This is a genomic window from Stieleria neptunia (assembly GCF_007754155.1).
In the GTDB taxonomy this organism is placed as follows: Bacteria; Planctomycetota; Planctomycetia; order Pirellulales; family Pirellulaceae; genus Stieleria; species Stieleria neptunia.
Genome location: NZ_CP037423.1, coordinates 547,444 through 559,470, shown reverse-complemented (window position 1 = coordinate 559,470; position 12,027 = coordinate 547,444). Strand labels below are relative to the sequence as shown.

Below are 12,027 nucleotides of genomic sequence, written 5' to 3'. Positions count from 1 at the left end.
AACGATGGTGGTTGCCTCAACAGAAAGATACCCAAATCGTAGGTGGCGCCATGGAAATGCAAGCAAAAGCTGCACTGATTGACTCGATTCGTTCGCGATACTACGGCGCACGGAAACGAGACAAGTCGCGGATACTCGATGAATTTGTTGCGATTACCGGACACCAACGTAAGTACGCGCTGCGAATTCTCGCTGAACGCCAAAACACCACCCCAGAGCGTTGTGAAGTCGTGGGCCGCAAAATATACGACTGCGCGGTCAAGGAGGTGCTTGTAACGCTCTGGGAATCTTCCGATCGCCTATGCGGCAAACGCCTCAAAGCGATTCTTCCCGAGTTGCTGAAGTCGATGGAGTCGCACGGTCACATGAATCTTGATGATTCTCTCAAGACGCGGGTGTTGTCGGCAAGTGCTTCAACCATAGACCGACTGCTTCGTCCTATACGTGAGGAAGCGACTGGAAAGAAACGCGTTCGCCCAAAGAAAAAGGTCCGCGCTGCAGTTGCCGTCAAGACCTTTTCCGAATGGGATGATGTCGCCCCTGGGAGTCTCGAAGTAGATTTTGTTGCTCACTGCGGAGGGAATCTATCCGGCCCATTCATACACAGTTTGGTTGCTACAGACGTTGCGTCTGGATGGACGGAATGCATCCCGATTCTGATTCGCGAGCAGTCTCTCGTCGTCGAATCTTTGGAATTGCTGCGGAACAGATTTCCGTTTCCAGTCCTGGGAATAAACACTGACAATGACAGTTCGTTCATCAACGAATCAGTCATCAAATTCTGCGATTCCCAAAGTATCACATTTACTCGATCACGGCCCTATCGAAAAAACGATCAGGCATGGATCGAGCAGAAGAACGGTTCTATCGTTCGCAAACACCTCGGCTATCAGCGATTCTCGGGACCGATCGCATGCCAAACCATCGCACATCTTTTCGATAGTGTTCGTTGGTACGTGAACATGTTTCAGCCATCCTTCAAGCTCTTAAGCAAGACTCGTGACGGCGCCAGGGTAAGCAAGAAGTTTCACTCACCTCAAACGCCATGTGAACGGCTACTTAGTGACTCGCGAGTATCATCCGAATCGAAAGAGTATTTGCGACGCAACCGTCTTGAACAGGACCCGCTAGAACTACTACACGCAATCCGACAATCGCAAGCTGCGCTGGATTCGCTGTCGACGGAGGATTCGCTCTCCCAGGAGCAGCAGATTGATCTCGAAGAATTTCTTTCACAGTTACCGGAGCTATGGAAGAAAGGCGAGGCCCGACCAACTCATCAGCCGAAGCCGATGCGAACGCGAGATTATCGAACGCGTCCAGACCCCTTTGAAGGAGACTGGACGACGATTCTTGGATGGCTTGAAAAATCCCCAGACGCAACTGCGTCGTCGTTACTCGAAAGGCTCATCGAACGATCGCCCGACAAATACAACGGCGGTCAACTACGAACGCTTCAACGTCGCGTGAGTCAGTGGCGGAATATCATGGCAAGGAAATTAGTGACGGGCACCACGGCGACCTAAGTGTCTTGCTCGCCTATGAAAAATGTAACCGCTGGCATAGGGCGGCTTCGCTACGCTCAGCAGCCCTATGCCAGCATTCTTTCTAGTCCTTCCATTTGGGTATCCTTCTCGGCTGAGGCAACACGGCCGGGAAAACCAATCGCCGCTAGACACTTCGGCAGCAGTAGTCGTCGCATCAATGGCCGCAACGGCGCAAACAAAGACATCCAAGCCGGATAGCCATCAACGCTGGGATCCTGAACCAAAACCAAGTGCCGGCAGATTTGTGCTAGCGACCAGTTCCCTTGACGGACATAGCCACTCGCCAACAGTTGCCGAGCATCGTCGACCGCCTCTCCCAGAGTTTCGAATTTCAAATCGCGGAGCGCACCCATGTCGTATCTGCCGTTTACCAAAATCAGAATCAGTACAACGCTCAGTATGACCGACTCGCCCAATGATGAACATGAGTCATGAATTCCCACGCCTTTCAATTCCGACTTGCATGCGACAAAGACCGCGAACACGTGCTGGCGTTACATCGCGATGCATTTGGCGCTGAAGAAGGAGAAGGGATTGCGAACCTCGTCGAGGAGAAGCTCGATGATCTGCCTGCGGAGCCGGTCTATTCGTTCGTTGCCGATTGGGGTGACCAAGTCGCCGGGCGTGTTTCGTTCGCGGCGGTGCGCATCGAAACCGACGAAGAGGCCACCGCACAGATCCCCGCTCCGTTAGCGATAGTCAAACTGGACGGTTGCGTTGGTATCCGCGGTCGCTACCGCTCGAATCCAACAGGCTGAGAATTCCCTCGCGAATCCATGGCGCAGAGACTCGCCGGCGGGAACGTCGAAGCTTTTGTACTGCACCCAATGGCCGTTTCCATCCAGATCAATTTGAAGCGTGATGCGGACCGGCTGGGTGCTGCTGTGCGACATCGTGACGGTCTTTTGGTCGTAACCTTTCATCAGGTAGGGATCCGATGGAATTCCCGGCTCGACCGGGGTGGACAACCACGGCCCCCCACGGCCGACCGGTTTGCCGAGCTTCCAAAGGTCATCGACTCCACCGAACCAAAGACCCACGTTCTGCTTTGCGTCACGGAAGACGTGACCGTCGCTGGCCGCGTCGGCGCGGACCCCGCAAAGCACAAGGAGACCATTCCAGGAGCAGAAGTCCGTGATCTGTTTGGAATGGCTCGACACGGGGCGCATCAGGTTCCATGCGGGCGGCGCGCCGTTGGTGACCAAGGGGATTTCGTAGAACGTGCCATGAATGTTGGCGAGATGACGTTCCGATTGAACTTCGCGCGACGCTCGCGGCCACCCCGAGGCGAACGGTTTGTCGTAGGCGACGTCACCCTTGGGCAGTCGGTACGTTTGTCCTTGATCGTTTACAACCACCGATGCATCGTCGACCGTGAACTCAGGTTCGACGTGTAGCTTTTCGGCCAGAGCTGCGTCAGGTTGCATTGGTTCGAATTCGAATTTGGCTTTGCTAAAGTCGAAGAAGTGATCGTCGTCGGTGATGACTCGCAGATCACGGTTGCGTTTTGCCGGGTACGCGAGACCGGCCAGCACGTCCGTGTCTCGAACGTCTGCCAGCCCAGCGAACAACGCTTTGTTTTCTGCCTTGTCTGCGTCTACGTCGTTTGCCGTCGTTTGATGCAAGAAGGCAGTCGCGACGCAATCGCGATCGGTGCTCAGTCGCAGCCAGACGGCATCAAAATCCTTCGGCAAAACTTTTCCGACGTATCCGTTTCCGGGCACCTCGATGGTCTCAAGGTCGGTCCACGAACCGTCGCCGTTTCGATCGACTTGAAGATTGAACCGAACCGGGGCAGCCTTGTCCGCGATGTCGGTCACGCTGGCCGATGCAGTGGCGACGCTGGCTGCGCCCAGGGCAGAGACTCCAACCGATGTTTCGTCTTGAGATTTCACAAACGCGATGTGAGGTAGGATGTAGGCGCCTTTGCCGTGCTGGACCGCATTGCCGGGGATGACAATTTTGCCCGCAGGAAACTGCCGTCCATAGACTGAATCCCGCACGTTCTTACCCCACGTGATCGAATCATCCGTTGGCTTCCACGATGGCGGTAGCGGCGAGCCGCCTGCACTGTCGAGCCGCCCGTCAACCGCAAGGTAGACCGTTGCGGGTCGGTCGATCACAAACTCGAAACCCTTGGCAGGTTCGCGCCAGTTGCCGCGATCAATGGTCACTCGCGGTAGATCGGCGAGTTCCTTCGGTAGCCCGGTGATCTCGAAGTCGTCGGTTGTTCGAAAAACTTTGTTCGCGATCGATTGATTTCGTCCGACGGCAAGGTGCACGATGCGCCGATCAAATCCAGATACCAGATAGGGGTCCGACGGCGTGTTCGCTTTCACGTCGTCTTCGATCCAAGGTCCGCCATACCCACTGGCGGGCCCCCAGTTCTTCAGATCCTCGTACTTGCCGAACCAGAGATTGCTTTGCGGTTGGCCGGCAAGCGGGTTGCCTTGAATACTGGTTTCATCGGTGGCCAAGACCAGTTGTCCGTTCCAGTCACAGAAGTCCGGAACGTATCGCAGGTGGCTTCCGATCGGTTTGATGCCGGCCGAGTTACCGGCGGAGAATGTTTTTGGAAAGTCGTAAAACATCCCATGCATGTCCATCATCCAACGGCCGTCGGTGATTTCGCGAATCCGTGGCCATTCGGTATACCACCCATGACTGGCATCGTTGCAGTAGGCAGCTTTGGGCAGCAGATACGTGTGCCACTGGCCGTTGTCCAGAACTTTCAAGCGAACGCTGCGGCGGTCCCAGCCCATGCTCCAGATCGGATCGTTGCCATCGCTGCCGCCGGCGATTCCTTGGGGGCCGGTTACTTCGGTGAACTGTCGACGTTCCACAATGTTCCAGTTCGTTCCGTCAAATTCTGCGAGGACACCGCGTTCTTCGGGTGACTTTGCTTTTCCTCCAACGAGCACGTCACTGTAATCACCCACATGGAGCTCGCCGTTATTCGAAATGACAAGCCGCCCCTGTGACGTATAACCGCCTTTGCCGTGCCAACCGGGGACGGGCTTCTTGAATAGTCGCGTCACTGCGAGAGTGTGAACGTTGGCTTCCCAGATGGAGCCTTCCATGTCGATGTAGTAAACCATGTTCGCGGGATCTTTCAGGTGACGCGCGATCGCCGTGACACGGATGGGCATGTCCTGGGGCTGAATCGTGCGCACGTTTCGATCTGCATCGATCAGATGATGACCGATCAAAAGTTGGTTTGACTCGGCATGGATCATGCGACCGGCTGGCGTACCACCGACGCTTTCGGGATGGATGGTCAGCGGCTTGCCGAGATCTGGGTCCACCGAAAACAGTTTGTGCTCGCTGCCGCGGGGCATGTGCGGCGCGTAATTGACCATCCACAATTTCCCGGCCCACGGAACGACTGCTCCGATGCCACATTCGTTATGGCCGTTCTTAAAGTGACCACCGTTCTGGCTGTAGACACCGTAGGTCGTCAGGTGTGGGTAGACGCCGCTGATATGAATATCGGTACGCGGAGTTGACGCTGCCGTGGCGACTGTCTCCCGTGATTCGGCGGCGCTAGCCGCGCTTGTCGTCGGCTGATCGTGTTTGCTCTGGTCGCCTTGGCTGACGGGGCCAGCGGCGAGCGTCGTCGGATCGGGTTGTGCTGCGATCTTTCTCTTGGAGGACTGCAACTCGGTTGCCAGCCGGTCCACTGTTTGGCGGTATTCTAACTTGCCCGCCAGATTCTCCATTTCGACCGCATCGGATTGGAGGTCATACAATTCGACAAGCTGATTCGTGGGATCTTGTTCCGGCTTGGTTTCGATGTACTTCCAGCGTTCGTTGCGCACCGCCCACAGCGGCTGGCTGCCTAATTGCGGTGTCGGGGCTTCGTATAAAAAACTCGTTCGCCAGTCGTCCACCGCTTCACCTGCGACGATTGGCAACAGGCTGCGGCCGTGCAGCGCCGCGGGAACCGTCAAACCGGCCAACTCGTAGATCGTTGCCGTCAAATCGAGATTCAGCACGAGTGCATCGGAGACCCGGGCGGATGTCTGTGGCCCGGCGATTGCCATCGGAACTCGCATAGATTCTTCATAGGGCAAGACTTTGCTGGTGAATCCATGTTCGCCCAGGAACCAGCCGTTGTCGCCCATGAAGATGACCCATGTGTTCTCCTTCAGTTTTTTGACTTCCAGTTCATTCAACACCCGGCCCACCGCAGCATCCATCTGTTCGACACTGGCCCTATAGTCACGGATGTGGCTGCGAATCTTCGACGGATCGTCGTAACCGTATTCCAACGCCCGTGTGCGATTGCGGGCCGACTTCAGATACTCGGGTTTACCGTTTAGATTGTCGTTCCACGTTGCGGGCAGTGGCATTTCATTGGCTTTATAGCGATCGAGATACTCCTGTTTCGCTGGCCACGTGTGCTTGTGGTCCATGTGAGGGACCTGCGTGCACATCCACAACACGAACGGCTTACCTGCGTCTGCTGCCTGGCGAATAAAGCGAATGGACTCGTCGGCCGTCACGTCGTCAACGAATCCGGGCATCGTTTTGGACTCGCCGTCGATCGTGAATCGGCGGTTGTACCACGTTCCGTTGGACCAGCAGGTCGATGCGAAGTCAAAGCCGCACTCTTGGGGCGTCGTTTTGAGGTGCCATTTGCCGGTGACGCCCGTTGCATAGCCCGCTTGCCGAAGCGCGTGAGCAAACGTCGTTTCTTTCTCATTGAGAGAAACGTTGCCAAACGCAGTCACTCCGTTTGCACTGCCGTAGCGGCCGGTCAGACACGCCGCTCGACTGGGCGAGCAGATCGCCAGGGTGACGAACGCGTTTTCAAAGCGAGTGCCTCCGTTGGCGATGCTGTCGAGATTCGGCGTGCGGATCCGCTGCAGGTTTGGAGCACCGTAGCTGTCCCAGCGATGATCGTCGGTCAGAATGAAGACCATGTTCGGCACACGAACTTGTTGCCCGTTCGCCCGCTCTGCAGAGGAGCTTGATACGAAACCGAACAACAGGACCAGGCAAATCAACAAACGCATCAGATATCTCTCAGCTCGCATTAAAAATCATCACGATAATCGACCAACCGAACCTATCAAATCGACGGTCACTCCTCAGTTCCACTCGATGCAGCATTTTCTGCTTCGGCTCACTTAGCAACGAGCGAAAAATAGGTGGGATAGGCTTCCAGCCTGTCGATGCTGAAATGACAGGCTGGAAGCCTATCCCACTTTAAAAGATCCGACACTTCTATTCCGCTCGTTGCTTAGCCCGTACCAATCATGCCAGGCACCAATGCCGCACGAATCAGATGCATGGCCGATAAACGCATTTTCATTGGAAACGTCCTGGCGTCTGCGATTCTGGAGGGGGAAGATGAAGAAAATGTCAGAGAAATTTGACACGGAGGCGATTTCGCATCACCAACGCACGGGAACTCGGCGTTCAGATTTTTGGATCTGAAATATCTGGGGAATTTTTCCAAAACGGCCCTCCAAATGCCGTGGCGGATGACGTTTCCAATACGCAACGTGGGGCAAATTGGCGGCACACATGACGGTGGACCCAAGATGAATGATGCAACAACACAGGCGGATTTTGTGCGTTTGTTTTCGGCCAACCAACGCCGCATTCAAACGTTTATCCTGACGTTGTTACCCGATCGCGATCAGGCACAGGACGTGATGCAAAACACCTCGGTCGTATTGTGGCAGAAGTTTGAGACGTTCCAGCCGGGGACTGATTTCACGGCGTGGGCCTTTCGAATCGCACGACTGGAGGTCTTGAGTCTGGTTCGTCGGCAGGGAAAAGGACGCCTGGTCTTCGACGAGTCAATCTGCAATGGGTTGGCCGATGAGATCACGGATCGGGACGCGATTTCGGACAGCCGACTGCGCGCCCTTGAGGGATGCGTCAAAAAACTGTCCGCCGTTGATCGCGATCTCTTGCAGCGTCGGTACGAAGAGGGCGCGACCATCAAAGCGGTCGCTGAAGCAGTCGGACGTCCGCTGGAGGGAATGTACAAAGCGATGCGTCGAATTCACCGCACACTGTTTGAATGCACTCAGCGGAAGTTGTCCGCAACAGATGAGTCCGTTGCGACTTAGAACCTCGGCACGCGTATACATTTCGACGAAAAGGCAACACCGATGGACACAAATAATCGAGACGAGTTCTTGGAACTGTGCGAATCCGTGCGAGAGCAAACCATTTCCGAAGCGGATTGGCATCGACTGGAAAAGCTGTTGCAGGATCAGGAGCTACGCCGCCTCTATACCGACTACATGGCGATGGCCGGGCAGCTTGGAGAATGCTTGGAAGACTTTGGTGCCGCGCGTGGGGGAGATCCCGATGACGCCAGGCAGATGATGCTGGATGCACTGCTGGAAAGAAACGCCCGGAGCGCACAGGCGACGGTGACGCGACCAACAAAGCGACGGTGGATGATTCACGTCGCGTATGCAACCGCACTTTCTGTCTTGGCGATGCTGCTGTGGCGAGGTCTCGGAACGACAGATAATTCCAAAAAAGTCGCGTTCGCGTCGATCAGCATGGCGCGCGATTGCAAATGGGGTGCGGGAACACTGCCAACGGTCGTGGGATCGCGTCTCAATCCAGGACGACTCGACCTGCTGGAAGGCTTCGCCAAGATTGATTTCGACAACGGCGTGCAATTGTCGCTGGAAGCTCCCACTTCGGTCACCCTCGAATCACTGACGGATTGTGAAGTTCACTCGGGGCAGATGCTCGCACACGTTCCAGGGGCCGAAATCGGATTCACCGTCACGACGCCAACCACGGAAGTTTTGGACCTGGGAACTGAATTCGCTGTTCGTGTCGAAGACGACGGACGCACCGGGGTTCATGTTCTAAGCGGTGAAGTGAACATCACAAACCTGCGTTCCAACGAATCCCAAAGACTTCTCGAGCGTGAGATTGCGGAGGTTGGCAAGAAGGCAATTGCACGTCCCGATGTTGATGTTGAGGGGTTTGGTACACGAGCAGACGATCCCGGCGATGAGCTGAAGGATAGGGAATCACGCTTGATTTCCACCGCCCAAGGCAGCGGCCGCGACGCCTTCATTTGGAGGGAACGTACACGCGGATATGAAGGACCAGAAATGTTGCTCGTCAAACACTGCGTTGCGCATCGTGATCTGTGGGATCGAAAGGTCTATCTGGCATTCGACATTGAATCATTGAAGGGATTCAAATTGGATCAGGCTGAACTTCGGCTCCACCTTGTTCCGAGCGGCCTTGGCTACGTATCGGGTCAGCTTGATTCCACATTTCAAGTTTATGGCCTCATCGACGAATCCTTGGATGACTGGAGCGAGAAGACGATCAATTGGCAAAACGCTCCAGCGAATGAGACGGGAGCCGCCTCGGTCGCGTCTGAGATGACAGTTCCAGTTGGATCCTTTGAAGTCCGCCAAGGTGTGCAAACCGGAAGTGTGAGCGTCTCAGGAGACCGGCTTCGCGATTTCATCGAATCCGACACGAATGGAGTCATCACGCTGATCGTTGTTCGTGAGACACGAGAACGAGCTTGGGACGGAGGTGGGCTGGTGCATGCATTCATGAGTAAGGAGCACCCGTCTGGCTTGCCCCCCACGTTGCGACTGACTGGGACGCAGGAGTCTGACGATTGATCCAGACCCGAATGGCACGGGCATCGGGAAAATGGGATTCGGCAACCGCCGGCGTTTAGCTTCTGGCGACTACTTTTCACACGTACGATGGCCCTTCCGGGCCGTCGTCCGTTGGACTCCCAACGACGACCCAGATAGGACGTCGTACAACGGTCTGCTGATTCGAGGAACCGGACGGGGCAATCGGTGGGTTGAACGCTGACAGCATCGAGCGCGAATGAGATACGGTTTCCTCTTCGATTGCTGGCAACCGCACGATTGCAAATTGACGGGCGACCCACGATGAGACTCAATGGTAGGCAATTGCCAATTTGCATTGTTCAATTTGCAATTTGCAATCTCCCGATCGTTTCCGGTGAGGCACACACGGCTGCGGACGCCATCACGATGACCCAACGGAAATGCTGGTCTTTTCGCACGTCGTTTTTCGATTCGACTGCAATGGTGGATTCTGGCTTTGCCGGCGGGCGTCAGGTTATCGCCGGGGCAGGCCTTGTGTTCAGTGTTCCGGGGGCTAGCTCGAGTCCCATTTCTCGCGTTTCCGATTGCAGGAACGATGCCCAGACCGCCTTGACGTCGGTTCGCTATTTCAAGCCGGCGATAGCCGCCGGCCCGAGGAACTGCACGGGGCAATCGGTGGGTTGAACGCTGACAGCATCGAGCGCGAATGACATACGGATTCCTCTTCGATTGCTGGCAACCGCACGATTGCAAATTGACGGGCGACCCACGATGAGACTCAATGGTAGGCAATTGCCAATTTGCATTGTTCAATTTGCAATTTGCAATCTCCCGATCGTTTCCGGTGAGGCACACACGGCTGCGGACGCCATCACGATGATCCAACGGAGATGCTGGTCTTTTTGCACGTCGTTTTTCGATTCGACTGCAATGGTGGATTCTGGCTTTGCCGGCGGGCGTCAGGTTATCGCCGGGGCAGGCCTTGTGTTCAGTGTTCCGGGGGCTAGCTCGAGTCCCATTTCTCGCGTTTCCGATTGCAGGAACGATGCCCAGACCGCCTCGACGTCGGTTCGCTATTTCAAGCCGGCGATAGCCGCCGGCCCGAGGAACTGCACGGGGCAATCGGTGGGTTGAACGCTGACAGCATCGAGCCCGAATGAAGTACGGTTTCCTCTTCGATTGCTGGCAACCGCACGATTGCAAATTGCAAAATGACCATTTCAAAATGCAAATTGACGGGCAACCCACGATGAGACTCAATGGTAGGCGATTGCCAATTTGCATTGTTCAATTTGCAATCTCCCGATCGTTTCCGGAGAGGCACACACGGCTGCGGACGCCATCACGATGACCCAACGGAAATGCTGGTCTTTTTGCACGTCGTTTTTCGATTCGACTGCAATGGTGGATTCTGGCTTTGCCGGCGGGCGTCAGGTTATCGCCGGGGCAGGCCTTGTGCTCAGTGTTCCGGGGGCTAGCTCGAGTCCCTTTTCTCGCGTTTCCGATTGCAGGAACGATGCCCAGACTGCCTCGACTTCGGTTTGCTATTTCAAGCCGGCGATAGCCGCCGGCCCGAGGAACTGGACGGGGCAATCGGTGGGTTGAACGCTGACAGCATCGAGCGCGAATGAAGTACGGTTTCCTCTTCGATTGCTGGCAACCGCACGATTGCAAATTGCAAAATGACCATTTCAAAATGCAAATTGACGGGCAACCCACGATGAGACTCAATGGTAGGCGATTGCCAATTTGCATTGTTCAATTTGCAATTTGCAATCTCCCGATCGTTTCCGGTGAGGCACACACGGCTGCGGACGCCATCACGATGATCCAACGGAGATGCTGGTCTTTTTGCACGTCGTTTTTCGATTCGACTGCAATGGTGGATTCTGGCTTTGCCGGCGGGCGTCAGGTTATCGCCGGGGCAGGCCTTGTGTTCAGTGTTCCGGGGGCTAGCTCGAGTCCCATTTCTCGCGTTTCCGATTGCAGGAACGATGCCCAGACCGCCTTGACGTCGGTTCGCTATTTCAAGCCGGCGATAGCCGCCGGCCCGAGGAACTGGACGGGGCAATCGGTGGGTTGAACGCTGACAGCATCGAGCGCGAATGACATACGGTTTCCTCTTCGATTGCTGGCAACCGCACGATTGCAAATTGCAAAATTTCCATTTCAAAATGCAAATTGACGGGCGCCCCATGACGAGACTCAACGGTAGGCAATTGCCAATTTGCATTGTTCAATTTGCAATTTGCAATCTCCCGATCGTTTCCGGAGAGGCACACACGGCTGCGGACGCCATCACGATGACCCAACGGAAATGCTGGTCTTTTTGCACGTCGTTTTTCGGTTCGACTGCAATGGTGGATTCTGGTTTTGCCGGCGGGCGTCAGGTTATCGCCGGGGCAGGCCTTGTGTTCAGTGTTCCGGGGGCTAGCTCGAGTCCCTTTTCTCGCGTTTCCGATTGCAGGACCGATGCCCAGACCGCCTTGACGTCGGTTCGCTATTTCAAGCCGGCGATAGCCGCCGGCCCGAGGAACTGCACCAGGCAATCGGCGGGTTGAACGCTGACAGCATCGAGCGCGAATGACATACGGATTCCTCTTCGATTGCTGGCAACCGCACGATTGCAAATTGCAAATTGCAAAATTACCATTTCAAAATGCAAATTGACGGGCAACCCACGATGAGACTCAACGGTAGGCGATTGCCAATTTGCATTGTTCGATTTGCAATTTGCAATCTCCCGATCGTTTCCGGTGAGACACACACGGCTGCGGACGCCATCACGATGATCCAACGGAGATGCTGGTCTTTTTGCACGTCGTTTTTCGATTCGGCGCCGCACCTCAGTTCGACTTTCGCAACCTTTGCCAGACGTCTTGCAAACA

The 12,027-nt window shown here is 55.4% G+C and carries 6 protein-coding genes and 1 pseudogene; 4 read left to right on the top strand and 3 right to left on the bottom strand.

The annotated features are described in order from the left end of the window. Positions 1-11 precede the first annotated feature (11 nt). A complete protein-coding gene (locus tag Enr13x_RS01950; RefSeq protein ID WP_197455208.1) occupies positions 12-1,526 on the top strand; it encodes an integrase catalytic domain-containing protein in 1,515 nt (504 codons plus the stop codon). Positions 1,527-1,678: 152 nt separating this feature from the next. Here the strand turns inward: Enr13x_RS01950 and Enr13x_RS01945 are convergent. Next, positions 1,679-1,900 (bottom strand): annotated as a pseudogene (locus Enr13x_RS01945) (DUF1569 domain-containing protein); the annotation flags it as partial. A 78-nt stretch (positions 1,901-1,978) separates the two neighbouring features. Between Enr13x_RS01945 and Enr13x_RS01940 the strand changes: the two are divergent. Next, the gene (locus Enr13x_RS01940; RefSeq protein ID WP_145384460.1) at positions 1,979-2,305 is read left to right on the top strand and encodes a hypothetical protein; all 327 of its coding nucleotides are present in this window, start codon (positions 1,979-1,981) and stop codon (positions 2,303-2,305) included. On the opposite strand, the gene Enr13x_RS39525 is transcribed toward Enr13x_RS01940, so the two are convergent. Beyond that, positions 2,237-6,565 carry a sulfatase-like hydrolase/transferase gene (locus tag Enr13x_RS39525; RefSeq protein WP_315856997.1) on the bottom strand — a complete coding sequence of 1,443 codons (4,329 nt, stop codon included), beginning with the start codon at positions 6,563-6,565 and terminating at the stop codon, positions 2,237-2,239. The two genes, Enr13x_RS01940 and Enr13x_RS39525, sit on opposite strands and share 69 nt — an antisense overlap. Before the next feature lie 531 nt (positions 6,566-7,096). Here Enr13x_RS39525 and Enr13x_RS01930 point away from each other — a divergent pair. Continuing rightward, positions 7,097-7,633: a sigma-70 family RNA polymerase sigma factor gene (locus tag Enr13x_RS01930; RefSeq protein WP_197455711.1), complete on the top strand. Its 537-nt coding sequence runs from the start codon at positions 7,097-7,099 to the stop codon at positions 7,631-7,633. A 42-nt stretch (positions 7,634-7,675) separates the two neighbouring features. Then, positions 7,676-9,178 carry a DNRLRE domain-containing protein gene (locus tag Enr13x_RS01925; protein WP_145384457.1) on the top strand — a complete coding sequence of 501 codons (1,503 nt, stop codon included), beginning with the start codon at positions 7,676-7,678 and terminating at the stop codon, positions 9,176-9,178. Positions 9,179-11,639: 2,461 nt separating this feature from the next. Here the strand turns inward: Enr13x_RS01925 and Enr13x_RS01920 are convergent. Further along, complete coding sequence (locus Enr13x_RS01920; RefSeq protein WP_145384456.1) at positions 11,640-11,936, bottom strand: hypothetical protein; 297 nt, start codon at positions 11,934-11,936, stop codon at positions 11,640-11,642. Between the last annotated feature and the right edge of the window lie 91 nt (positions 11,937-12,027).

What these genes read in the sequence shown, in the direction of transcription:
- Enr13x_RS01940 (WP_145384460.1), top strand. Translation starts at nt 1,979, where the DNA reads ATGAATTCCCACGCCTTTCAATTCCGACTTGCATGCGACAAAGACCGC.
- Enr13x_RS39525 (WP_315856997.1), bottom strand. Translation starts at nt 6,565, where the DNA reads ATGCGTTTGTTGATTTGCCTGGTCCTGTTGTTCGGTTTCGTATCAAGC.
- Enr13x_RS01930 (WP_197455711.1), top strand. Translation starts at nt 7,097, where the DNA reads ATGAATGATGCAACAACACAGGCGGATTTTGTGCGTTTGTTTTCGGCC.
- Enr13x_RS01925 (WP_145384457.1), top strand. Translation starts at nt 7,676, where the DNA reads ATGGACACAAATAATCGAGACGAGTTCTTGGAACTGTGCGAATCCGTG.